The organism is Streptomyces sp. NPDC001668, assembly GCF_042893155.1.
GTDB lineage: Bacteria > Actinomycetota > Actinomycetes > Streptomycetales > Streptomycetaceae > Streptomyces.
The window spans coordinates 517,724-541,920 of the sequence record NZ_JBIAUQ010000002.1 but is presented as its reverse complement, the minus strand read 5'-3'; the positions used below and the strand labels follow the sequence as shown (position 1 = coordinate 541,920).

The window sequence follows — 24,197 nt, the reverse complement described above, 5'->3', positions numbered from 1 at the left end:
ACTCGGTATCAGAGATCGCGCCGCAGGAGGTAGTCCACCAAGGGACGCAGTTCGTACGCCGTCTCCGCGGACGCGAGGTGACGGCGCGCCTCGGCGAGCGCGGCCGATCTGCCGCCGCACTCCTCGACCAGGGCCGCGATCTCCCGGGGAGCCCCGTCCGCCTCCAGGAGCCGCGCCAGGCGGGCCGCGGCGGGAGCCGGCGAGTCGAGCGCGGCCAGCACCGGGAACGTCTTCTTCCGCTCCCGCAGATCACCATGCACGGGCTTTCCCGTCACCTGGGGGTCACCCCAGATCCCCAGGACGTCGTCGACGATCTGGAACGCCACCCCCAGATGCCGCCCGGCCCGGTCCAGCGCGGCCACCGCGGCCGGGGGCGCCCCGCCGAGCAGGGCGCCCAGCGCCGCCGCGCAGCCCAGCAGCGCCCCGGTCTTGTGCTCGGCCATGGCCCGGTACTCCTCCGGCCGCACCCGCTCCGGCCCTGCCCAGGGGCGTGTGGCGAACAGGAGGTCGTCCGCCTGGCCCCGCACCAGGTCGGACAGGGCCGCGGACAGCAGACGCAGGGCGCCGGGGCCGGCGTCGGCCAGGGTCTCGACGGCGAGGGCGAACAGGGCGTCGCCCGCGAGGACGGCCGGACCCGTGCCGTAGGCCTTCCACACGGTGGGGCGCCCGCGCCGGGCCGGGTCGCCGTCCATGATGTCGTCGTGGAGCAGCGAGAAGACGTGCACCAGTTCCACCGCGACCGCCGCGGGCACCCCGGCCCGTCCGGGCGCGCCGGCCGCCTCGGCGCCGAGTACGGCGAGCGCCTGCCGCACCCCCTTGCCGCCGGACGCCTCGGCCGGGGCGCCGCCGACCTCGCACCAGCCGAAGGAGTAGGCGGCCATCTCGCCCACCCAGGGGTGCAGCCGGCCGACCGCCTCCCGGAGGGCCGGTTGCACCAACTCGCGGCATCGGACGAGGACTTCGGGAACGGCGAGGGTGGTCACCGTACCGCCTCCGTCCGCACGCCGAACTCCTCCTGGGCTCGTGCCACCATCTCCCGCGCGTGCCGCAGCCCGGTCCGCTCCAAGGTGCGGGCCAGATCGTCGAGTTCGGCCGCGGTCTCGGCGCGGTCGCGGCCCAGCCGGGCCAGGGACTTGGCGAGCCCGAGCCGGGCCAACGCCTCCCCGCGCGGTTCGCTCATGGCGCGGAACTCGGCCAGCGCCTGCTCGTACAGGTCGCGGGCCTCGGGGTAACGCCCGGCCCGGTAGAGGACGTTGCCGCGCATCTTGTGGTTGTAGGCCAGCGCGCTGGACAGGTTCATCTCCCGGCAGGTCGCCTCCGCCTCGGAGAGCAGGGCGAGGGCCCGTTCGGCGTCGCCGTCGCGCACCGAGGCCAGGTCGGCGAGCCCACGCAGCGCCCAGGCGTGACCGCGCCGGTCGTCCGCGCCCGCGGCGATCCGGGCCGCCTCCTCGAACATGGCGTACGCGGTGTCGTAGGACCCCGTGTTGCGGTGCATCTGCGCGATGCCCGACAGCGCCCACACCGTGTGCCGTGCCTCGCCGCGCCGCCTGGCCTCGGCCAGCAACTGCTCGTGCAGCCGGCCGACGGCCTCGTAGTCGCCCTGGATGCGGCCGGTCTCGGCAAGCCCCGCCAGCGAGTAACCGCGCACGACGACGTCCCCGCCCCGCTCGCCGAGTTCGGCCGCGAGCCCCAACAGCCGCCGGGCCAGGGCGAACGCGCCCCGCTGCCGGGCCAGCGTGCCACCGCTCCACAGGGCCCAGGCCATGCCCGCGGTGTCCCCGGCCCGGCGGGCGGCCCGGTAGCTCGCCTTCCAGGCCCGGTCGGCGTCGGCGACCCGGCCGAGCCTGCGCTGCGCCTCGGCGACGGCGAGTCCGGAGCGCGCCGCCTCCCCGTGCCGTCCGGCCCGCTCGGCCGCTCTCAACTGCTCGGTGCCCGCGGCCAGGACGTCGTCCAGCGAGGAGTTCACGGAGAGAGTGGTGAGCGCGCCCTGGTACTCAGGGGCGAATGCCTTGCCGTACATGCGTGCCTTTCCGTCCGTATACACCTCATCTATACGTGCTGTGTATACATGGTGTGCATAGTGCCTCGAAAATGAGCCCCGGCCCGGGGGCCGGGGCATCATCCGTTGCCGGTCAAGACGTGGACGGAGACGGACGGGTTGCCTGTGAGGCGCAGATCACTGCCTGAGGTGTCAGTGCTGCTGCGCCTTCTGCGGGGTCACCTCGCTCGGCCGTACGACGACGTAACCCGTGCCCTGCAGCATCAGCTGCACCGCCTCGCCGGAACCGCCTCGCAGCATCGACCCGATGGACTGCGAGCGGTGCAGCGAGGTGTTCAGACCCGCCGTCCAGCCGACGACCGCGTCCGTGTCGACGAACACCGGGAACTCCGGCGAGACCGGGATCACCAGCGGGTTGCCCTCGCAGACCAGGCCGAGTCTGCCGTGGCCCGTGAAGACGCTGTTGAACAGGCCGCCGCCGGCGATTCCCGCGCCCTTCACGGTCGAGATCCGGTATGCCAGCGAGGCGTCGAAACACAGGACGTTGCGGCCGTTGACCGTGAACTCGTCGCCCGGCTCCACGTCGACGATGAAACAGTTCTGCGCCTCGTGCGCGAACCAGGCCTCACCCTGTCCGCGCACCGCCATCAACGGCAGCCCCTCGCCGGTGACGGCCCGCTTGAGCATGCCCCCGACGCCCTGGCCCTTGCGTTCGAACTGGAGATTGCCGCGGTAGGCGACCATCGCCCCCTGGCGGGCGAGCATCTCGCCGTGCACCGCGTACCTGATGCACTTGGAGTTCTCGACCGTCATGCCCGGCTGCGTGGCCGGCTGCACCATGTGCTCACTGGAAAAGAGGTCACCCTTCATGGGGGCATCCTGGCCCGGAGGGATTGCCTCCGCCAAGATCGCGGACCGACTCGCGTCTTCGGGGCCTGTCTCAGGCCCCGAACAGCTGGGTCCAGTACGTGCCCGCCGGGCCGCCGCCCGCGAAGCCGATCCCGATGTGGGTGAAGTCGGGCTTGAGGATGTTGGCGCGGTGACCGGGGCTGTTCATCCAGCCCTCGACGACCTCGGCGGCGGAGCGCTGTCCGCACGCGATGTTCTCCCCGATCGAGCGGCGGGTGGCGCCCGCGGCGGCGGCCCGGTCCCAGGGCTGGGTGCCCTCCGGAGAGGTGTGGGAGTAGAAGGCGCGGACCGCCATGTCGGTGCTGTACGCCTGCGCGGCACGGGCCAGGAGGGGATCCACGCCGAGAGGCGGCAGACCGGCCCGGGCGCGCTCCCGGTTGGTGAGGCCGACGACCTCGTCCGCCGTCCGCGTCAGCTCGGTGGGCGTGAGCGGTCTGGCCCACAGCGCGGTCCAGTAGGTGTCGCCGGAGCGGCCCTTGGTGGCGTGTGCCAGACCGACGTGGACATGGGCCGGGTCGTGCAGGGTCCGCCGGGGCTGCTCGGTGCGCAGGCAGTACTCGACGAACTCGGAGGCGTTGCGGGGGCCGGAGACGAGGTGCTCGCCGACGGTGAGGTACGCGTATCCGGTCGCGGTGAGCCGCTGGAAGACGGAGATGCCGTCGGGGCCCTCGACACCGAGCCGGCCCGCGGAGGCCATGGCCGAGGCGTGGGCGCGGGCGGCGTCGGTGAGCCGGGGGTCGAGGGTGACCGGGGGCGAACCGGCCGTGGAGCGCGCCGAGTTGACCAGGGTCAGAAAGGTGGCCGGCTCGGGGGAAGGGGCGGGCGCGAGCAGGGGGGTGCCGGGTCGGGCCGCGGGGCGGCTCGGAGGTGACGGGCGGGCCGAGGAGGATCCCGGGCGGGTCCCCGCGCCGGGAGGAGCGGCGGGCCGCGCTCCCGATGCCGTGGGCCGACCGGGTGTCCGCGCTGCGGGAGCAGCGACCCGGCCGGTCCCCGGTCCGGTGAGCGCCCCGGAAGGCGCCGCACTCGTCGACGAGTCGTCCACGACATCCACCCCGAAGTCCCGCGCCAGCCCGGCGAGCCCGTCCGCGTACCCCTGCCCGAGCGCCCGCAGCTTCCAGGTGCCGCCCCGCCGGTAGATCTCCGCGAGCAGCAGCACGGTCTCCTGCCGTGGCCGCGGTGGCGCGAACCGGGCGAGCGGACGGCCACCTGCGCCGGTGACCTGGAGGACCGGAGCGGGCAGTCGGCCCAGGGGAGTGCCGGGGTCGGCTGGGCTGACGACCACCGTGACCCTGGTGGCGCCCGCGCGCAGTCGCCGGGGATCCACGGTCAGCGTGTCGCCGGAGAGGCGGGCGCCGGGGGTGGAGGGCTGGTTGTAGAACACGAAGTCCCCGTCGCCCCGGACCCTGCCGCCGTCGTCCGTGACGAGGGCGGACACGTCGAAGGGGCCGGGCACCCGCACGGTGACGGCCCCTTCGGGCAGGGGCAGATTGCCCCCGGGGACCAACTCGCTCATCGCGCCGCCCTGGTGTCGTCGTTCGCTGGGAGAACGCGCACCGGGACGCCCGGGTTCCCGGGGCGCGGTCAGTCCAGCGTTGCCGCCGGCGCCATGTCCTCGTGCCGCTCCACCGGAGCCTTGCCGTGCGGCGCCCCGGCCGTCCTGGTCGCCTTGGCCGCCTCGGCTGTCTTGGCCGTCTTGCCGCAGAACGCGGAGTCGAGCGTGCCCAGCATCGTGTTGAGGACCGTGCCGTTGTTGGACGTGTTGGCGACCGCGGCGAGAGCGCGCTTGCCGTCCTTCGAGGCGAACGCGTACGTGTAGAAGCCCTGCACGGCACCCGTGTGGCCGTACACCGAGACCCCGCACGACAGATCGCGGCGGCGCAGCCCGAGACCGTACGCCTGGCCACTGCCGGACGACGGCATCCAGCGCTCCATCTGCGCCAGTTGGGCGGCCGAGGTGAGCCGGCCGCCGAGCAGGGCGGACAGGAAGGTGTTCAGGTCCCGGGAGCTGGAGATGAGCGCGCCCGCGCTCTGCGCCCACGACACCGTCTGCTCGGTCGCGTCGACGAGAGGGGCGCCGGCCTGGTCCGGGGTGAGATAACCGCGCGCGTGACGGCCGGGGATCGTCATGCCGGGGTGCACATAGAAGGTGTCCCGCAGCTTCAGCGGCCCGATGATGCGGTTCTCGTACTCGGTCCGCACCGGGTGCCCGGTCAGCTTCTCGACGAGCATCCCGGCGACGACGAAGTTGGTGTTCGAGTACGAGTACACCGCGCCCGGCGCGTTGGTGCGCGCTGTGCGCAGCGAGAGCTTCACCAGTTCCGTGGGCGTGAAGACCCGTTTGCGGACCGCCTCGAACCCGGAGACCGACTTGGCGAACATGTCGTTGGTGTAGTCGTACAGGCCGCTGCGGTGGCCCAGGATGTGGCGCACGGTGATCCGGTCGTCCGGCAGCAGACCGGGCAGATACCGGTTGACCGGGGCGTCGAGATTCAGCTTCTTCTCGTCGACCAGTTGGAGCAGGACGACGGCGGTGAAGGTCTTGGTGACGCTGCCGATCCGGAACCGGTCGGCCTCGCCCATCGCCCGTTCGCTCCCGCGGTCCGCGACGCCGACCGCGGCCCGGAACACCGTGCCCCGGTCGTCGATCCGGGCCATGGCCCCCGGCGCGCCCTGTGCCAGCGCGGAACGCAACACGCCGCGCACACCTGAGAGATCCACCGCGGGGGAGGAGGGCGCGGACGGCGCGGCAGAGGCGGAGCGGGCGGCGGGCTCGGTGGCCGACGCGGCGTGGGCGGGGACCGCGAGAAGGGGCAGCAGGACCGCCCCGGCCACCGTCCCGACCACCACTCGTGCTGATGTCATACGGCTCTTCTCCTTGGCTGATCACAGCAACGGCACAGCCAATCCTGCTTCTTTTATTGACGTCGGAAAAGAATCCCCCTAGGTTCCCGGCCATGCGCCCCACCACTCGCGCCGAGACGTTCCCCGCCAACACCCCTGCCGCCTCACAGGTGTTCACCACCGTCCTGTCGCACGGGCCCCTCGCCCGTCTGGAGGTCGCCCGGCGTGTCGGACTGTCACCGGCCGCCGTCACCAAGGCGGTCCGGCCGCTCATCGAGGCCGGTTATCTGGTGGAGGGCGTGGACGAGGAGGCCCGTCCGGCGCTCGGCCGGCCCGCGAGCCTCGTGCGGGTCGACGGCGGACGGGCCCTGTTCATCGGCGTCAAGGTCACCGGCGACGAGATCATCGGGGTCCTCACCGACCTGTGCTGCCGTATCCGCGTCGCCCGGCATCTGCAGCTGCCCGACCGCGCCCCCAAGACGGTGCTCGCGAGCATCACGGAACTCGTCCAGCGGCTCCTCACCGAGGTGGACGACGCCACGGCTCCGGTACTGGGCCTCGGCATCGCGGTCTCCGGTGACGTCGACCGGGGCGAGGGCACCGTCCGCTACTCGCCGTTCCTGGAGTGGCGTGATGTGCCGCTCGCCGAACTCGCCGCCATGACCACCGGGTTGCCGGTCACCGTCGACAACGACGTGCGCGCCCTGACGGTGGCCGAGCAGTGGTTCGGCGCCGGTGCGGGCCTGTCCGACTTCGCCCTGGTCACGGTGGGCGCCGGTATCGGCTGCGGCCTTGTGGTGCACGGCCGGGTGGTGGCCGGGGCGCACGGAGTGGCCGGGGAGATAGGCCATGTCACCGTCGATCCGTCCGGCCCGCTCTGCCACTGCGGCAACCGCGGCTGCGTCGAGGCGATAGCGGGGGAGGCCGCGATCGTCCGGCAGGTCCGGGAGGCCACCGGCGCCGAACTCCCCGACGCCGACGCGGCCTTGGCTCTGGCCCGCGCAGGCGTCGCCGGGGCCCGGGACGTCTACGCCCGCGCCGGAGAGGCGATCGGCCGGGGCGTCGCCACCGTCGCCAACCTCCTCGGACCCGCACGCGTGATCATCTCCGGCGAGGGACTCGCCGCCTACGACCTGTTCGCCGAACAGATCCGCGACGCCTTCGTCGCGGCAGCGTTCGGCTCCGCCGCCCAGTGCGATGTCCGCACCCGCCCGCTGCCCTTCGACGAGTGGGCACGCGGCGCCGCGGCCACCGCCATCCAGTCCTTCATCACCCCGGACACAGGCCGATAGGAACCCGCGCCGATCCAACCGGAGCCCGCGCCGATCCAACCGGAGCCCCGCGCCGACCCACCCGAAGCCCCCGCCGATCCAACCGGAGCCCGCGCCGAACCGACAAGAACCCGCGTCGAGCCGCCAACGCCCCCGCCCCCGCTGAGCCGACGACAACAACCCCCGCCGGGCCGACAAGAACCCCCGTCGAGCCGACCAGAACCCGCGCCGAGCCGCCAACGCCCCCGCCAGGCCGACAACAACCCGCGCCGAGCCACCTATCCCCCCGCCGAGCCCCCCCGGCCGAGCCGACAACAACCACCGCCCCGAGCCATCAAGAGTCCGTCGAAGCGACAACACCCCACGCCGAGCCGACCAGAACCCGCCCCGAGCCGACCAGAACCCGCCCCGAGCCGCCAACGCCCCCGCCCCCCCCGCGGGCCGACAACAACCCCCGCCGAGCCGACCAGAACCCGCCCCGAGCCGCCAACGCCCCCGCCCCCCCCGCGGGCCGACAACAACCCCCGCCGAGCCGACAAGAACCCGCACCCCCATTGGAGGTACGACCCATGCGGTCATCCTCGTACGCCGCCATGCCCGCCAGAGCCCTGCTCGTCCTGGCCCTCACCGCCCTCACCACCCTCACCGCGGTCGCCGTCCCCGCCGCCCACGCCGCCGACACCCCCGCGCCCGCCCTCGGCGCCAAGCCCTACATGGGCTGGTCGAGTTGGAGCATGCAGTCCTCCAAGTACCCCGGCCTCAACCCGGACGGCGACTACAGCTACCTCACCGAGGCCAACGTCAGCAAGCAGACCGACGCCCTGGCAGCCAAGCTGAAGAAGTACGGCTACGAGTACGTCAACATCGACGCCGGCTGGTGGATGGACAAGACCTGGAAGTCCGGGTTCGACCAGTACGGCCGCCAGAAGCCCGACCCGGTCCGCTTCCCCAGCGGCATGAAGGCCGTCGCCGACCGCATCCACGCCAAGGGCCTCAAGGCCGGCATCTATCTCCCGGCCGGCCTGGAGAAGGGGGCGTACGGCGACGGGAAGACACCGATCTGGAACGCCGACGGCTGCACCACCGCCGACATCGTGTACGACGACCTGCGCACCACCAACGGGTGGGACAGCGCCTACAAGCTCGACTTCGCCAAGCCGTGCACGAGCAAGTACATCGACTCCCAGGCCCAGTTGATCGCCGGATGGGGCTACGACTTCCTCAAACTCGACGGCGTCGGCCCCGGTTCCGGGAAGAGCGGCGACCAGTACGACAACGTTGCCGACGTGGCCGCCTGGCACCAGGCGATAGCCCGCACCGGCCGCCCCATCCACCTCGAACTCTCCTGGTCCCTCGACATCGGACACGCCGCCGACTGGAAGAAGTACTCGCAGGGCTGGCGTATCGACACCGATGTCGAGTGCTACTGCAACACCCTCGTCAGCTGGGAGAACTCCGTCGACGACCGCTGGGACGACACCCCCGCCTGGACCCGGCACGCAGGACCCGGCGGCTGGAACGACCTCGACTCCCTCGACGTCGGCAACGGGCAGATGGACGGCCTCACCAAGGCGGAACGACAGAGCTACGCCACCCTCTGGGCCATCGCCAAGTCCCCCCTCTACACCGGCGACGACCTCACCCGCCTCGACTCCTACGGCCTCTCCTTGCTGACCAACCGCGAGGTCATCGCGATCGACCAGGGCCCCAACCCGCCCGCACAGCCGGTCACCCCGTCCGACCCGCAGCAGGTCTGGGCCGCGAAGAACCCCGACGGCACCTACACCGTCGCCCTGTTCAACCTCGCCGACGCCCCCGCCGCCGTCACCGCCGACTGGACCACCCTCGGCTTCACCGGCAAGGCCTCCGTCCGCGACCTGTGGAACCACGAGAACCTCGGCACCTACACGAACAAGATCACCCAGGCCCTGCCCGCCCACGGCTCGCGGCTGTTCACGGTCACCCCGCGCGGCACCGCCATCGCCCTCACGGGCTACGAGGCCGAGTCCACCGCGAACACCCTCGGCGGCAACGCCTCCGTCGCCGACTGCTCCGCCTGCTCGAACGGAAAGAAGGTCGGCAACTTGTACCTCGGCTCCAAACTGACCTTCAACGACGTGATCGTCGCCAAGGCAGGCACCTACCAGATCAAGGTCTCCTACATCAGCGGTGACGCCCGCTCGGTGGACATCTCGGCCAACGGCGGCGGCGCCACCCGCCACAAGCTCCCCGCCACCGGCGACTGGGGAACCGTGGCAAGCGTGTACGTGCCCGTGACACTCAAGGCCGGCGCCAACACGATCACCTTCGACAGCGGCACCGGCTACGCGCCGGACATCGACCGGATCGACATACCGAAGTCCTGACCGAGCCACCAGGAGCCGCCATGACCCCCGCCCCCTCCAGACGCGGTGTCCTCGCGCTGACCGCCGCGCTCGCCGCGCTGCCCACGTTCACGGCGACCGCGGCACCGCAGCGGCACGCCGGTGCACCCGCCCCCGACACCGATCCCCGCCACCGGCTCTGGTGGCAGGCCCCCGCCGACGAGCGCTCGATGATCGAACAGGGCCTGCCCGTCGGCAACGGCCGCCTCGGCGCCCTCGCGAGCAACGACCCCGGCCGTGAACTCCTCCTCGTCACCGACGCCACGATGTGGACCGGCGGCCTCAACGACACCCTCGACGCCGACGGCCAGTTCCCCTACGGCCGCCAGGACTTCGGCTCCTTCACCCTGCTGGCCCGGCTCACCGTGGACATCCCCGACCACGACCTGTCCACCGTCTCCGGCTACCGCCGAACCCTCGACCTCGCCCGGGGCGTGAACGAGACGTCGTACGTCCGCTCCGGCGTGACCTACCGGCGCCAGATCTTCGCCAGCCGTCCCGACGACGTCATCGTCCTGCACTTCACCCAGAGCGGCGGCGGCCGCTACACCGGCACCGTCACGCTGGAGGGAACGCACGGCGAGGAGCCCGCGGTCTCCTTCGGCGCCACCCTCCCCAACGGCCTGCGATACGGCGCCGCGATCACGGCGTACGGCACCGGCGGCAGCGTCACCGTCGAGGGCCCGCACATCGGCTTCGCCGGGTGCAGGGAGCTGACCGTCGTCCTGAGCGGCGGCACCGACTACCGGCCCGATGCCGCCTCGGACTTCCGTGACCCGTCCCTCGATCCGATGAAGCTCGCGAGGGCCAAGGTCCGCGCCGCCGCCCGCCGTTCGGCGGACACCCTGCTCCGCACCCACGCCGCCGACCACCACGCCCTGTACGGGCAGTTGGACGTCTCACTCGGCACCTCCAGCGCCGAGCAGCGCTCCCTCGACACCTGGGAGCGGATCCGCGCACGCGCCCGGGACGGCGCACCTGACCCCGAACTGGAGGCGCAGTACCTCCAGTTCGGCCGCTACCTGATGATCGTCGGCTCGCGGGGCAGTCTGCCCCTGAACCTCCAGGGACTCTGGCTCGACGGCAACGACCCCGACTGGATGGGCGACTACCACACCGACATCAACATCCAGATGAACTACTGGGCGGCCGACCGGACCGGCCTGCCCCAGTGCTTCGACGCGTTCACCGACTACTGCGTGGCCCAACTCCCCTCCTGGACGGACCTGACCCGCAGGCTGTTCAACGACCCCCGCAACCGCTACCGCAACTCCTCGGGCAAGAACGCGGGCTGGACCGTCGCGATCTCCACCAATCCCTTCGGCGGGGGCGGCTGGTGGTGGCACCCGGCGGGCAACGCCTGGCTGTGCAACTCCCTGTACGAGCACTACGAGTTCACCGCCTCCCGGACCCACCTGGAGAAGATCTACCCGCTGCTGAAGGGCGCCTGCGAGTTCTGGGAGGCGCGCCTGCTGCCCATGACCCTCCCGGGCACCTCACGGGAGGTCCTCGTCGCCGACAGCGACTGGTCGCCCGAGCACGGCCCCCTCGACGCCAAGGGCATCACCTACGCCCAGGAACTCGTGTGGGCCCTGTTCGGCAACTACTGCGCCGCCGCGGCCGAGTTGAAGAAGGACACCGGCTTCGCCGCCACGATCGCGGGTCTCCGCAAACGCCTCCACCTCCCGCAGGTAAGCCCCACCACCGGCTGGCTTGAGGAGTGGATGTCCCCCGACAACCTCGGCGAGACCACCCACCGCCACCTGTCCCCGCTCGTCGGACTCTTCCCCGGCGACCGCATCCGCCCCGACGGCTCCACGCCGGCCGAGATCGTCGAAGGAGCCACCGCCCTGCTCACCGCGCGCGGCATGGAGAGCTTCGGCTGGGCCAACGCCTGGCGGGCCCTGTGCTGGGCCCGGCTCAAGAACGCCGACAACGCCTACCAGCTCGTGGTCAACAACCTCCGCCCCTCCAGCGCAGGCAGCAACGGCACCGCCTTCAACCTCTTCGACATCTACCAGGTGGAACAGGGCCGCGGAATCTTTCAGATCGACGCGAATCTGGGTACCCCTGCAGCGATGATCGAGATGCTGCTCCACTCCCGCCCCGGCCACCTGGAACTCCTGCCGGCCCTGCCCGACGCCTGGGCCGCCTCCGGCTCCCTCAGCGGAGCAGGCGCCCGCGGCGGTTTCGTCGTCGACCTACGCTGGCGGGATGGGAAACCGACCGAAGCACGGATCCGCAGCGTCGGCGGCCGCACCACGACGGTCGCCCACGCGGGAAGCGCCCGCACGGTGACACTGAAACCGGGAGCCACGGTCACCCTGAAGGGCTTCGACCGGTGAGCCGCCGGACGACGGTCCGCTGGGCCCGGCTCGCCGCCGTCACGGTCGCGGCCGCCGCCCTCCGGGCCACGCCCGCGCCGGCCGCCGTGACCCCGCCCGACGGGGTGATCACCTGGGGCGCGAGCGCCTACGCCATCGGTGACTCGGCCGCAGACCGCGGCTACCGCATGGTCGTCCACACCAGCGTCGGCGGCCGCGACGCCCGCGTCCGGCTCTCCAACGCGTTCGGCCACCAGCCGGTCACCTTCGACAGCGTCTACGCCGGCCTCCAGGCCAAGGACGCCGCACTGGTGCGCGGCACCAACCGGCGGCTCACCTTCGACGGCGCGTCCTCCGTCACCGTGGATCCCGGCGCCACGGTGTACAGCGACCCGCTGCCCGGCCACCTGGCCGCCGGGTCGAACCTGGTCGTCAGCCTGCATACCCCCGACGCCTCGGGCCCGGTCACCGGCCACTGGATGGCCCTGCAAACGTCCTACGCCACCCGCGGCGACCACACCGCCGAGGAGAGCGGCATCCACTGGACCGAGCCGATCGGGTCGTGGCTCTACCTCGACGCGGTCTCGGTGCGCACCCCCGCGGCCACCGGAGCCGTCGTCGCGCTCGGCGACTCCATCACCGACGGCTGGCAGTCCACCAGCGACCGCGACCGCCGCTGGCCCGACTACCTCGCCCGGCGCCTGCAGAAAGCGCACACCCAGGTCAAGGGGGTGGCCAACGAGGGGATCTCCGGCAACAAGGTGCTGGCCGACGGTGCGGGCCCGAGCGCCCTGAACCGGCTGGAGAGGGACGTGATCTCCCAGCCGGGCGTGCGCACCGTGTTCCTCTTCGAAGGGGTCAACGACCTCAAGGCCCACAGCGGTGTCACCGCACCGGACCTGATCGCCGGCTACCGCGAGATCGTCGACCGGGCCCACGACGCCGGCAAGTGCGTGGTCGTCTCCACCATCGCCCCCTTCAAGGGCTGGCCCGAATGGGATCCGGCCGCCGAGGCCGTACGACAGGAGGTCAACGGCTTCATCCGCAGCCACCGCGACGAGTTCGACGCGGTCACCGACTTCGACCGTGTCCTGCGCAGCCCCTACGACCCCGAGCGGATGCTCCCCGTCTTCGACGGCGGGGACCACATCCACCCGGGCGACAAGGGCATGCAGGCCATGGCGGACTCCGTCGACCTGAACAGCCTGGACTGCGCCCGCCGCTGAGAGGGCGTCAACCGTGGGCCGTCGTCTCCGGGGTGATCAGTCCCTCGCGGTAGGCGACGGCCACGGCCTCGGTGCGGCTCGCCGCGCCCAGCTTGGCGAGGATGTTGGAGACGTGCACGCTGGCCGTCTTGCCGGTGATGAAGAGCTCCTCGCCGATCTGCCGGTTGCTGCGGCCCCGGGCGAGCAGCCGCAGCACATCCTGCTCGCGGGCCGTGAGCAGGGACGCGGCGGGCGGGGCCTCGGCCAGGCGGCCGCGCCGGATCAGCTCGTCCACCTGGTCGAGCAGCACCGTGGCACCGAGCCGGGCGAACACCTCACGGGCCGCACGCGCCTCCACCGCGGCCTCCTCGCGCCGGTCGGCGGCGAGCAGGGCCTCGGCGTACCGCAGCCGGCAACGCGCCGGTTCGTACACGTCACCGAAGTCGAACGCGGCGACCGCCTTCGCCCATGCCTCCGCGTCCGGCCCCGACACGGCCCGGGTCCACTCCGCCTCGGCCCGGGCCAGCCAGGCCTGCCCCTCGGGGCCCTGCGGCACTCCGCCGTGCACGGCGAGATCCCTGGCGGGCGCCAGCAGTTCGGTCGCGGTCTCCGCCCACCGACGGGCACCTTCCAGATCCCCCTTGCGACGCAGATCGGTGGCCCGGTCGGCGACCGCGGACAACGCGAGGGCGGCCAGCCGGACGGTGACGTGGGGAGGCGTGCCCGCGTCGTCGGTGAGGACCGCGACAGTGGACCGCATCCGCTCCACGGCCGCCTCCGCGTCTCCCCGCAGGACCGCCGCCTCGGTCAGCGCGATGCCCGCGACGAGCGTGGCCATCCAGTCGAACGGCCCCTCCAGCAGCGCCCGGGCCCGGTCGGCGGCCTTGAAGTCACCGCGCGCGAGCGCCACGTAGAGCGCGGGCGCGACCCGGTACTCACCGGCCGCGGGCAGCACCTCGGCATCGGTGCTCGCCGCCCGGACACACTCGTCCCAGCGGCCCAGTGTGTACAGCACCAGCAGATGGAGATAGCGCATCTCCATCGGATACGGCGACGACAGCAGGCCGGCCCTGCGCGCGCGGTCCAGCCCCTCGGTGATCCATGGCAGGCAGTCGTCCAGGTGCCCGGCCTCGAAGGTGCCGATGGCGAGATTGAACAGCGCGCGCATCTCCACCGCCGCGTTGCCCGAACTGCGGGCCAGCTCCCGCGCCCGCCGCAACCGCTCCCGGCCCGCCACCGACCGACGGCCGCCGCCCTCGACGACCGCGAGGGAGATCAGCAGGTCCGCCTGGGCATCGGTCACGCCCAGCTCCTCCGCGGTGTCCAGGGCCTGTCGTGCGATCCGCAGCGCGATCTCGTTCTCCCCGACCTGGCGGGCCGCCAGTACATGCGTCGCCGCGGCCCACACCCAGGTGCGGGACGGGGGATCCGCGGGGATCATGGCGAGCGCCTCGCTGCTGTAGGCGAAGGCCGCGGTGAGGTTGTCGACGCTGATCAGGTTCCCGGCGAGCGTGTAGCGGACCCGGGCGGCGAGCTCGGAGTCCGCCTCCTGGCCGACGCCGGCGAGCGCGGCACGCGTGAGGGAGACCGCCCGGTGCAGTTCACCGGTGTGCGCGGCCGCCGCCGAGGCCCGCAGCATCAGCCGTACCCGGTCGCCCCCCTCGCCCGAGGGCCGCGCGGACGGCTCCACCGCCGACCACAGGTCGAGGGCGGCTTCCAGATGCCGTAGCTCCTCGGCCGGTGCCCCCACCCGCTCGGCGTGGTCCGCGGCCTCCAGGGAGGCGGTGAAGGCGGAGGGGAGGTCATGGCTCTCGCGGTAGTGATGGGCCCGCTCGGCCGCGCTCTCGGCCCGGGTTTCCCGCCCGTCGAGCAGCCGGGCGAACGCCCCGTGCAGCCGCGCCCGCTCGCCCGGGAGCAGATCGGCGTACACGGCCTCACGGGCGAGGGCGTGCCGGAACGCGTACGTGTCCCCCTCGCCGGGCACCAGAAGCTGCCGCCCGATGGCCTCGCGCAGGGCGGTTTCCAACTCCTCCTCGGGCAGTCGTACGGCATCCCGCAGCAGGTCGTGCTCGACGCGCCGCCCGGCCACGGCGGCGGTGCGCAACACCTGCTGGGCGGTGTCGGAGAGCTGCTCGAACCGGATCAGCAGCACGTCGGCGAGCCCGCTGGGCACCCCGCCGTCCCCGCTTCCGGTGGCCGCGAGCAGTTCCTCGGCGTAGAAGGCGTTGCCCTCGGCCCGCTCGACGATCCGCCGCACGGTGGTGTCCGGCAGCGGACCCTCGCCGAGGGCCCGCACCAGCCGGGCCACCTCGCCGTCGGCCATCGGCCGCAGCTCCAGCCGCTCCACCGCGGGCAGCCGCACGAGCTCGGCGAGCAGCGGCCGCAGTGGATGCCGCCGGTGCAGGTCGTCCGCGCGGTACGAGGCGAGCACGGCCAGCCGGTGCGTGGGCGCCCCGCCCGCCGGGCGCTGGAGGATTCCGCGGCTGAGCAGGAACCGCAGCAGATCCCGGGACGACTGGTCGGCCCAGTGCAGATCCTCCAGAACGAGCAGCAGGGGAGCGAGGTCGGAGAGATCGGCGAGCAGCCCGGCGATCGACTCGAACAACCGGAGCCGGCCCCCGGAGTCGCCCGCGGCCCCGCCGCCCAGCAGCCGTTCCACCACCGGATACGCGGCGAGGGCACCGGCGAACCGCTCGTCCTGCGCGAGTGCCCCGAGCACCTCGGTGAACGGCAGATACGGCAGCCCGACGTCTCCGAGGTCGACACAGTGCCCGGTGAGCACGGTCATCCCGGACGCCGCGGCCCTCCCGGTGACCTCGCCCAGCAACCGCGTCTTGCCGACCCCGGCGTCCCCGGCGACGAGGACGGCCCGCGCCTCCCCGTCCCGGGCCCGCTCCAGCACACCGGAGAGCCGGGCAAGCTCGTCGTCCCGTCCGATGAGCGGGGTATTGATGGGGATCTGCGACACGCATACATCCTGGCACTTGGTACTGACAGCGGTGTGACTCACCCAGGGGCGCGGGGCTGTGTCGATGTGCGGCTCCGCCGCGTGGGCGCGACCGGCCACCGCCGGCCCGCGGCCGCCGACGGACAGCTCACCCCGAGCTCATCTGCGCAGTGTCCGCGCCCAGTCGGCAGGCACCCGCCCCTCCGGGCCAGGAGACGGCTGGCTCGCGGGGTGACTCACCGGCCCCGCCAACTCCGGCCCCGCCTCGAACAGCTCACCCGTCTCGAAGTTCCAGAACCATTCCTCACCCGGCTCGAAACTCTGCGCCAGAGGATGCCCCGAGTCCCGGAAATGCCCCGTCGCGTGCTGCCCGGGGGAGGAGTCGCAGCACCCCACGTGCCCGCACTGCGCACACCGCCGCAGATGGAACCACCAGCCACCCGCGGCGTCGCACTCCACGCACCCGTCCCCGCTGGGCGGCACGCTCGGGTCGATCCCCTTGACGTCGGTCATTCGGGCTCCTCGGTCGTCTCGTTGTCCACGGCGGTCAGCGGAAGCAGCACTTGGAAGCGGGTGTCGCCGGGCGAGGACTCCACCTGAAGCGTCCCGTGGTGCTTGTTGACCACGATCCGCCAGGAGATGTCGAGCCCCAGTCCCGTCCCCTCGCCCACGGGCTTGGTGGTGAAGAAGGGATCGAAGATCCGCTCGCGGATGTCCGACGGCACCCCGGGCCCGGTGTCCCGGAACTCCACGAGCAGCCGGTCGTGGTCGAGCGCGGTCCGGACGGTCAACGTCCCTTCCCCGCCGACGCTGTTGATGGCCTGCACCGCGTTGTCGATCAGGTTCGTCCACACCTGGTTGAGCTCGGCGGGGTAGGCCGGGATCCTCGGCAGCGTCCGGTCGTAGTCCTTGACGACCTTGATCTGCTGTCCGATCTTCCCCGACAGCATCAGCAGTGTGCTGTCGAGGAGTTCGTGCACATCGGCCACCTGATAGGGCGCCCGGTCCAGCTGCGAGTACTGCTTGGCCGCGTCGACGAGATGCGAGATGCGGGCCGTGGAGTCGTTGATCTCGTCCATCAACAGCTCGGTCTCGACGGTGTAGTTGAGCCAGCCGATCGCGTTCGGCAGGATCTCCTCGCCCACGGTCGCCGCGACCTGGTCGAGCCAGTCCTCGTCGAGGCCGCCCTGCACGAAGGTGGGCGCGATCCGCCAGCCGTCCTGGATGCCGTGGTCGTCGAGCCAGTCGCTGAGCACGTCCTCCCGGTCGGAGGCCTCCAGCGGGCTCAACGCGGGCGCCTTGGAGACCCGTTCGGCCGTGCGCTCCTGGATGTCGATGAGGTTCGCCATGACCTCGGGGCTGTAGGAACCCTGGGCGATGACGGCGAGCTTGTGCCGCATCTTGCCGACCCGCTCGCGCAGCGTCGCGGTGGCCCGTACGGCCGCCGCGGCCGGGTTGTTGAGCTCATGGGTGAGACCCGCGGACAACGAGCCCAGCGCCAGCAGCCGTTCGCGCTGCCCGACGGCCCGCTGAAAGGTCTGCGAACCGAGGAAGAGCCCCTCCAGGAGATGGACCGCCATCGGAAACCACTCGTGCATGAAGTTCGCGAACGACTCGGCGGGAAGGACGAAGAACCGGGTCGGCTCCGACACCCGCAGTGAGTTCATGTACCGCTGCGGTGTCCCGTCTTCGACGTAAGCCCGCACGGCACCCGCGTACACCCCTGGCTGGGAGGTGCGGCTGACCTCGATGTCGTCGCCGCCCACCCGGCGCGACATGACGAGCGTGCCCTCGATCATCACGTAGAAGCAGGTCGCCGGGTCACCTTCGGTGAACACCGGCCCGGGGTCGAACAGTTCGACCCGTCCCTCGCCGCACAGCCTGCCGAGCTGCTCGTCGCTGAGCTTCTCGAAGAGGAACAGCGAGCTGATCTCCGCCGCGCTGCACGGCATCGGCCGCCCGCTCACGACTGCTCCAGGTACCGGTGGACGAGCATCACGGCCATGGCTCCCTCTCCGACGGCGGACGCGACCCGCTTGGCGGACTCCGCGCGCGCGTCGCCCGCGACGAACACGCCGGGGATGTTGGTCTCCAGGTGGTACGGCGGCCGGTCCAGCTCCCAGCCCGTCGGAGGCCGCCCGTCGGGGGTGAGGTCGGGCCCGGCGAGGATGAACCCGTGCTCGTCCCGCAGCACCGTGCCGTCCAGCCAGCCGGTCAGCGGGGCCGCCCCGATGAACACGAACAGCCACTGCGAGTCGACGATTTCGGTCTCACCGGTGTCGACGTCGCGCAGGGTCAGCTGCTCCAGGTGGTCGGAGCCGTGCGCGGCCTCGACGACGGTACGCGCGCGGACCGAGATGTTGGGCGCCTCCTCGATCTGCTGGATCAGGTAGTGCGACATCGACGCGGAAAGGTCCGGACCGCGCACCAGCAGGGTCACCGACTTGGCGCCCCGGGACAGGTACATCGCCGCCTGCCCGGCCGAGTTGGCGCCGCCGACGATGTAGATGTCCTGCCCCTGGCAGCCGGCAGCCTCCGTCAGCGCCGAGCCGTAGAACACCCCGCACCCGGTCAGGTCCGTGCAGCCCGGCGCGTCCAGCTGCCGGTACGAGACACCGGTCGCCAGGATCACGCTGTGCGCGGCCACCGCCGACCCGTCCGAGAAGCGCACGGTGCGGGCCGCGCCGTTGACCTCCAGGCCCGCCACCTCACGGGCGGTGAGGATCTCGGCGCCGAACTTAGTGGCCTGGCGTCGCGCCCGGTCGGTGAGTTGAGCACCCGAGACACCGTCCGGGAAGCCCAGGTAGTTCTCGATCCGGGAGCTCTGCCCGGCCTGCCCACCGGTCGCCGACCGCTCCACGAGCACCGTCCGCAGCCCCTCCGAGGCCCCGTACACGGCCGCACCGAGCCCGGCAGGCCCGCCGCCGATGACGACCAGGTCGTAGAAGTCGGCGGTCGGGGTCGTGGCGAGGCCCACGTGGGCGGCCAGTTCGGGTGCCTCCGGCTCGACGAGGGGAGTGCCGTCCGGGGTGATCACCACCGGCAGCCGCTGCCCGTCCTGGCCGGCGGCCGCGAGCAGCCGCTGCCCCTCGGGCTCGTCGGTGGAGTACCAGCGGTACGGCACCTGGTTGCGGGCCAGGAACTCCCGTACGTCCGAGGAGCGCGCCGACCACCGGTGCCCGACGACCTTGGTGGCGGGCACGGGCCGGAAGTCGCTGCACCGCCAGGCCTCCAGGAGGTCGTCCAGGACCGGGTAGAGCTTCTCCTCCGGCGGGTCCCACGGCTTGAGGAGGTAGTGGTCGAGGTCGACGACGTTGATCGCGTCGATCGCCGCGTTGGTGTCCGCGTACGCGGTCAGCAGCACGCGGCGGGCGCCCGGGTACACGTCCAGGGCCTGTTCGAGGAACTCGATGCCGTTCATCTGCGGCATCCGGTAGTCGGCCAGGATCACGGCCACGAGGTCGCCGCGCAGCTTCAGCTCGCGCAGCGCCTCCAGCGCGGACTCGCCGGACTCCGCGCGCACGATCCGGTACGACTGGCCGTAGCGCCGCCGCAGATCGCGGGCGACGGCACGGGAGACCCCCGGGTCGTCGTCCACGGTCAGGATGACGGTCCGCGCCGATTCGGCGGCCTGTGCCATGCGTCTCCCCACGCCGAGCGGTCGGTCAGGGCACGGCGCCCCCCGTGGTCACCGGCTCGGTTCCGCCCATCGTATGTTCGATCGCCCGGCTACGCGCAGGTATGGCTGACCCTGCCGGGGTCAGGCTCGGCGCTCGCCCAGCACGCAGAACTCGTTGCCCTCGGGATCCATGAGCGTCACCCACGGCTGCTCGCCCTGGCCCACGTCCGCGTGCCGGGCGCCCAGGGCCAGGAGGCGGGTGACCTCGGCCTCCTGGTCGTCCGGGCGGAAGTCGAGGTGGAGCCGGTTCTTGACGCTCTTCGGCTCCGGCACCGGCACGAAGAGCAGTCCCGGCATCCGGTCCTTCTCGGGGCGGATCTCGAACTCGTCCGGGGCGTCCCCGACCACCACCCAGCCCAGCGCCTCGGCCCACCAGCGTCCGAGGGCGACGGGATCGGCCGAGTCCACGATGACTTGCTCCCATTCCAAGGCCATGGAAGCAGCGTAGTGAAGACTGGACCTCACGCACGTGACCGCGACCAGGGAGGCCACCGCATGACCCGCCCGATCACCGCAGGGATCGACGGAACCGAGGAGAGCCTGGCCGCGCTGGGCTGGGCCGCGCGCGAGGCGGTCCGGCGAGGCGTGGCGCTACGGGTGGTGCACGCGTGGCGGTTCCAGCCGTACGAGGGCATCGACGCGGGGGACCGGGGCACCCAGGAGGGCTGGGCACGGGACGCCATGGCCGAGGCGGTAAGGGCCGTCACCGGGCTGCACACCGGGCTCGACGTGGACACCGACCTCGTGGAGGGCGGCAGCGTGGACGTGCTGCTCGCCGCCGCGGACGACGCCGAACTGCTGGTCCTGGGCTCCCGCGGGCACGGCCCGGTGGTCGGCTTCCTGCTGGGCTCGGTGGGCCAGCAGGTGATCGCCGAGTCGACGCGGCCCGTGGTCCTGGTGCGGGCCGGGGACGAGGCCACCGCGGAGGTCTCCGGGCGCGAGATCGTCGTGGGCCAGGAGGGCGACCCGCAGGACAGCGCCGACGTGCTGCGGTTCGCCTTCGAGACGGCGGCGGCCCGAGGAGCGGCCGTGCGTGCCGTACGGGCCTGGACGCTGCCGCCGGTGTTCGCGTACAGCCCCGGCTCGCTCAAGCTCCTCGACGAGGCCGGCGGGCTGGAGCCGTACGAGAAGAAGGCTCTGGCCGCGGCGCTCCAGCCGTGGCGGGAGCGCTTCCCGGACGTGCCGGTCGTGGAGCACGTGGAGATGGGCAGCGCGGGCCAGGTGCTGCTGTCGGTGACCGCACGGGCCCAGCTGATGGTGGTCGGCCGCCGGGCCCGCCGTACCGCTGTCGGCGCCCGGATCGGCTCGGTCGCGCACGGGGTGCTGCACCACGCGGACTGCCCGGTGGCCGTGGTGCCGCCGCCCGCCTGAGTCAGTCCGCCGCGGCGGGGGTCGGCTGGAGCGTCTCCCGGGCCTTGGGGAGGATGTTCTTGATGTAGTCGTCGACGGCCGTGTCGAGCCCGATGTCGTGCTGCGCCCGCTCGGACAGGTACCAGCGGTGTTCCAGCAGCTCGTGGTAGATCTCGGCCGGGTCCATCGACCCGCGCATCTCGAGCGGCACGGCCCGCACGGTGGGCCGGAAGACGTCCCGCACCCAGCGGTGGGCGAGGACCTCCGGGCGGGCGCCGAGCGGGTCGCCCGGGGCGTAGTCCTCCTGGGTGGCCATCCAGCTCTCCAGGTCGTTCAGGAGCCGACGGGCCTGGTTCTCCTCGGTGTCCAGGCCCGTCAGGCGCAGCAGCTGGCGCTGGTGGTGACCGGCGTCCACGACCTTCGGCACGAACGTGACCGTGTCGCCGTTCGGCGCGTGCTCGATCTGCATCTCGGCGACGTCGAAGCCGAGTTCGTTGAGGCGCCGGATCCGGCGCTCTATGTAGTGGTACTTGCCCGCCGGGTAGACGGACCTGCGGGTCAGCTCCTCCCACAGGCTCGCGTAGCGCGAGCAGATCTCCATGCCGAACTCGATCGCGTCCACCGAGGGGTGCAGCGCCCCGGAGGCCTCCAGGTCGAGGAGTTCGCCGCTGATGTTCACGCGGGCGAGGTCCAGGTCGTAGTCCCGCTGCCCGGGGCTGAGTTGCGGGTGCAGGTCACCGGTCTCGGCGTCCACCAGGTAGGCGGCGTAGGCGCCCGCGTCGCGCCGGAACAGAGTGTTGGACAGGGAGCAGTCGCCCCAGGCGAACCCGGCCAGGTGCAGACGGACCAGGAGGACGGCCAGCGCGTCCATGAGGCGGTGCATGGTGGCGGGCCGCATGGTCGTCTCGAACATCGAGCGGTACGGCATCGAGCCGCCCAAATGCCGGGTGACCAGCACCGACTCCAGCGGGGCCTCGTCGGCGTCGGTGCGCCCGGTGACCACGGCGAGCGGGTCGACGGCCGGGATGGCGAGCCGGTCCAGGTCGCGCAGCAGCTCGTACTCGCGCAGCGCCGGGCGCTCGGCGAGTTCCTTCACGGCGATGACCTCGTCGCCGGCGCGGGCGTAGCGCACCACGTGGCGGGAGATACCGCGCGGCAGCGGGACCAGGACCTCCTCCGGCCACTGCTCCAGCGGCAGATGCCAGGGCAGTTCGAGCAGGAGCGCGGGGTGCTCCGGGTTCGTCGCGCTGATCTGCAGTGCCATGGCTGGTCTGTCCTTGTCTCGCCGGTGATCGTCACCTCACCTTAGAGCGCGCGGTCCCTGGCCTGAAGTGCCGCTTCACGGACTGGACCGCGGTGCACCGGTCCGTGCCCGGGCAGCAGCACATCGCCCTCCAGCTCCGCGAACACCGCGAGCGAGGCCACGGCACGTGCGCGCTCGTGGTGGAACATGTCCGGCAGCAGCTGGGGCCCCTTGACCCGCGAGGTGGGATGACCGCTCACCAGGCCGTCGCCCGAGATCACCACGCCGCGTTCGGGGAGGTGGAAGGCGCAGTGCCCGTCGGTGTGGCCCGGCGTGTAGACGGGCACCGGACGGCCCGGCAGGTCGAGGGCGCCCTCGGCCGGGAAGGGCTGCGGGGAGGCCACCGGTACATGGGCCGTGCCGCCCACGCGGATCGCGTGCACCGCCCACGGCAGCACACCGGGGCGCCAGCCGTTCTTCAGGACCGTCCCGACGGACACCTGGTGCAGGAAGTCCCGCCGCGCGTGCGGCACTTCGGCCTCGTGCAGGTAGACCGGGGTGCCGTAGGCGGTCCGCAGGTACTCGGCGGAGCCGACGTGGTCGTTGTGGGCGTGCGTGACGAGTACGGCGGTGACCGCCTCCGGTGAACTCCCCACCTCGGCGAGGGAGGCGAGCAGCCGCTGCCGGTCGCCCGGGTAGCCGGTGTCGACCAGTGTGGCGGAGCTTCCCTCGGTCAGGATGACCCAGTTGGTGTTGCTGCCGTGCACCAGATAGGTGCCGTCCGCGACTTGCTGCACGCCCGCGCTCATGATCGCCCCGCCCGGTGAGTCCCTGCCCGACGGCACACAGCAAAGCAGACGCTCAGCCGATCCGGAGCGGCGGGTACCGGTCTTCCAGCGCTCAACTTCCCTGCGGACGGGGCCGCCTCGCGCGCCGCAGGGATCAGAGTCTTCCGTAGCCGTACGAACACCCCCGGGACCGGCGCGCACGCCGGGCGGGGCGGGCTCGTAGGGGCCTGTGCTCCGGACTCCCGGCCCTCCGCAGCGACCTTTCGCCGGTCCTCCCCGTCCGGCCCCCGGCGGAAGGAGCCTGCCCTCCGGCACCGACCGCGCGTCTCTGACGGGCCCGGGGCGCGGTGCCGTAGGGCAGACGGCGGGGTCAGCGTCCTGCGTGAGCCGCACGAACCCCCGGGGCCGGCGAGCGCCTGGGCCGGCGCGCTCGCAGAGACCTGCCCCCGGAATTCCTGCCCGCCCGCACCACGGCCGCGCGTCTCTGCCGCGCCAGGCGCGCGGTGCCGAACGGCGGCGTAGGCGACTTCCGCCAGCCCTACGGACCATCCCCGTCCGCCCCCCGGAGGGACGACGCAGCCGCCTCTCCGCCTCAGTGCACGCCGTGCGGGCGGAACTGGATGCTGACGCGCGGGCCCGTCGCGCGCGTGGACTTCGGTACGCAGTGCTCCCAGGTGCGCTGGCAGGAGCCGCCCATCACGATCAGGTCGCCGTGGCCCAGCGGCCGCCGTACCGTCTCCCCGTCGCCGCCGCGCGCCGGCCGCAGCAGCAGGTCGCGCGGCGCGCCCACGGAGAGGATCGCGACCATGGTGTCCTGGCTCGCCCCTCTGCCGCCCCGGTCGCCGTGCCAGGCGACGCTGTCCCGGCCGTCGCGGTAGTAGCAGAGCCCGGCCGTGGTGAACGGCTCGCCGAGCTCGTCGGCGTAGTGCGCGGTGAGCGCCTCGCGGGCCTCGGTGAGCACGGGATGCGGCAGCTCGTCGTCCACGCCGTAGTAGGCGAGCAGGCGCGGCACGTCGACGACGTGGTCGTACATCGTGCGGCGCTCTGCACGCCAGGGCACCTCGGCGGCCAGCTGTTCGAACAGGGCGTCCGAGCCGCCGAGCCATCCGGGCAGTACGTCGATCCAGGCGCCGAAGTCGAGCGGGGTACGGCGGATCCCGTCGAGGGGGCCGAGCCGGAGCTCGTCGGTCTGGTCGAACAGAGAGCCCTGGAGGTGCGCGGTCATGGGTCCAGCCTACTCCTGATTCGAAAATCTGT

18 protein-coding genes are annotated in these 24,197 nt (G+C 72.4%); 5 read left to right on the top strand and 13 right to left on the bottom strand.

Going from position 1 to position 24,197, the window contains the following annotated elements; all coding sequences use genetic code 11:
• Window positions 1-8 precede the first annotated feature (8 nt).
• The 5 genes from ACFYZ8_RS07900 to ACFYZ8_RS07880 form a co-directional block, all read right to left on the bottom strand.
• Window positions 9-983, bottom strand: a complete 975-nt coding sequence (locus tag ACFYZ8_RS07900; protein ID WP_388531431.1) for a polyprenyl synthetase family protein — start codon at window positions 981-983, stop codon at window positions 9-11.
• A complete protein-coding gene (locus tag ACFYZ8_RS07895) occupies window positions 980-2,020 on the bottom strand; it encodes a tetratricopeptide repeat protein (protein WP_388531433.1) in 1,041 nt (346 codons plus the stop codon). Before ACFYZ8_RS07895 ends, ACFYZ8_RS07900 begins: the two co-directional genes overlap by 4 nt.
• Before the next feature lie 171 nt (window positions 2,021-2,191).
• A complete protein-coding gene (locus ACFYZ8_RS07890; RefSeq protein ID WP_388531435.1) occupies window positions 2,192-2,869 on the bottom strand; it encodes an AIM24 family protein in 678 nt (225 codons plus the stop codon).
• Window positions 2,870-2,939: 70 nt separating this feature from the next.
• Window positions 2,940-4,421: a CAP domain-containing protein gene (locus tag ACFYZ8_RS07885; protein WP_388531437.1), complete on the bottom strand. Its 1,482-nt coding sequence runs from the start codon at window positions 4,419-4,421 to the stop codon at window positions 2,940-2,942.
• A gap of 68 nt (window positions 4,422-4,489) precedes the next feature.
• On the bottom strand, window positions 4,490-5,770 hold the full coding sequence (locus tag ACFYZ8_RS07880) for a serine hydrolase domain-containing protein (protein ID WP_388531439.1): 1,281 nt from the start codon (window positions 5,768-5,770) through the stop codon (window positions 4,490-4,492).
• 92 nt (window positions 5,771-5,862) lie between these two features.
• On the opposite strand from ACFYZ8_RS07880, the gene ACFYZ8_RS07875 reads away from it, so the two are divergent.
• The 4 genes from ACFYZ8_RS07875 to ACFYZ8_RS07860 all read left to right on the top strand — a co-directional run bounded on the left by ACFYZ8_RS07875 (window position 5,863) and on the right by ACFYZ8_RS07860 (window position 12,954).
• Complete coding sequence (locus ACFYZ8_RS07875) at window positions 5,863-7,041, top strand: ROK family protein (RefSeq protein ID WP_388531441.1); 1,179 nt, start codon at window positions 5,863-5,865, stop codon at window positions 7,039-7,041.
• Between the two features lie 548 nt (window positions 7,042-7,589).
• Window positions 7,590-9,386 carry an alpha-galactosidase D gene (locus tag ACFYZ8_RS07870; protein WP_388531443.1) on the top strand — a complete coding sequence of 599 codons (1,797 nt, stop codon included), beginning with the start codon at window positions 7,590-7,592 and terminating at the stop codon, window positions 9,384-9,386.
• A gap of 20 nt (window positions 9,387-9,406) precedes the next feature.
• The gene (locus ACFYZ8_RS07865) at window positions 9,407-11,749 is read left to right on the top strand and encodes a glycoside hydrolase N-terminal domain-containing protein (protein ID WP_388531445.1); all 2,343 of its coding nucleotides are present in this window, start codon (window positions 9,407-9,409) and stop codon (window positions 11,747-11,749) included.
• Entirely contained in the window at window positions 11,746-12,954 is a 1,209-nt protein-coding gene (locus ACFYZ8_RS07860) for an SGNH/GDSL hydrolase family protein (protein WP_388531446.1), read from the top strand. Before ACFYZ8_RS07865 ends, ACFYZ8_RS07860 begins: the two co-directional genes overlap by 4 nt.
• A gap of 7 nt (window positions 12,955-12,961) precedes the next feature.
• On the opposite strand, the gene ACFYZ8_RS07855 is transcribed toward ACFYZ8_RS07860, so the two are convergent.
• From ACFYZ8_RS07855 to ACFYZ8_RS07835, 5 genes are all read right to left on the bottom strand, one after another.
• Window positions 12,962-15,901 carry an AAA family ATPase gene (locus ACFYZ8_RS07855; RefSeq protein ID WP_388531448.1) on the bottom strand — a complete coding sequence of 980 codons (2,940 nt, stop codon included), beginning with the start codon at window positions 15,899-15,901 and terminating at the stop codon, window positions 12,962-12,964.
• Between the two features lie 138 nt (window positions 15,902-16,039).
• On the bottom strand, window positions 16,040-16,393 hold the full coding sequence (locus ACFYZ8_RS07850) for a UBP-type zinc finger domain-containing protein (protein ID WP_359036792.1): 354 nt from the start codon (window positions 16,391-16,393) through the stop codon (window positions 16,040-16,042).
• Window positions 16,390-17,847, bottom strand: a complete 1,458-nt coding sequence (locus tag ACFYZ8_RS07845; RefSeq protein WP_359036790.1) for an ATP-binding protein — start codon at window positions 17,845-17,847, stop codon at window positions 16,390-16,392. The genes ACFYZ8_RS07850 and ACFYZ8_RS07845 overlap by 4 nt, the downstream gene beginning before the upstream one ends.
• Complete coding sequence (locus tag ACFYZ8_RS07840; protein ID WP_388531450.1) at window positions 17,844-19,520, bottom strand: FAD-dependent oxidoreductase; 1,677 nt, start codon at window positions 19,518-19,520, stop codon at window positions 17,844-17,846. The genes ACFYZ8_RS07845 and ACFYZ8_RS07840 overlap by 4 nt, the downstream gene beginning before the upstream one ends.
• Before the next feature lie 120 nt (window positions 19,521-19,640).
• Window positions 19,641-19,994: a VOC family protein gene (locus ACFYZ8_RS07835; RefSeq protein ID WP_388531452.1), complete on the bottom strand. Its 354-nt coding sequence runs from the start codon at window positions 19,992-19,994 to the stop codon at window positions 19,641-19,643.
• A gap of 60 nt (window positions 19,995-20,054) precedes the next feature.
• On the opposite strand from ACFYZ8_RS07835, the gene ACFYZ8_RS07830 reads away from it, so the two are divergent.
• Window positions 20,055-20,930, top strand: coding sequence for a universal stress protein (locus tag ACFYZ8_RS07830; protein WP_388531454.1), 876 nt, complete (start codon window positions 20,055-20,057; stop codon window positions 20,928-20,930).
• Window position 20,931: 1 nt separating this feature from the next.
• Here ACFYZ8_RS07830 and ACFYZ8_RS07825 read toward each other — a convergent pair whose 3' ends face one another.
• From ACFYZ8_RS07825 to ACFYZ8_RS07815, 3 genes are all read right to left on the bottom strand, one after another.
• Complete coding sequence (locus tag ACFYZ8_RS07825) at window positions 20,932-22,173, bottom strand: DUF4032 domain-containing protein (RefSeq protein WP_359036782.1); 1,242 nt, start codon at window positions 22,171-22,173, stop codon at window positions 20,932-20,934.
• A gap of 41 nt (window positions 22,174-22,214) precedes the next feature.
• Complete coding sequence (locus ACFYZ8_RS07820; RefSeq protein ID WP_388531456.1) at window positions 22,215-22,961, bottom strand: MBL fold metallo-hydrolase; 747 nt, start codon at window positions 22,959-22,961, stop codon at window positions 22,215-22,217.
• 571 nt (window positions 22,962-23,532) lie between these two features.
• Entirely contained in the window at window positions 23,533-24,165 is a 633-nt protein-coding gene (locus tag ACFYZ8_RS07815) for an alpha-ketoglutarate-dependent dioxygenase AlkB (protein ID WP_388531458.1), read from the bottom strand.
• Window positions 24,166-24,197: the final 32 nt, after the last annotated feature.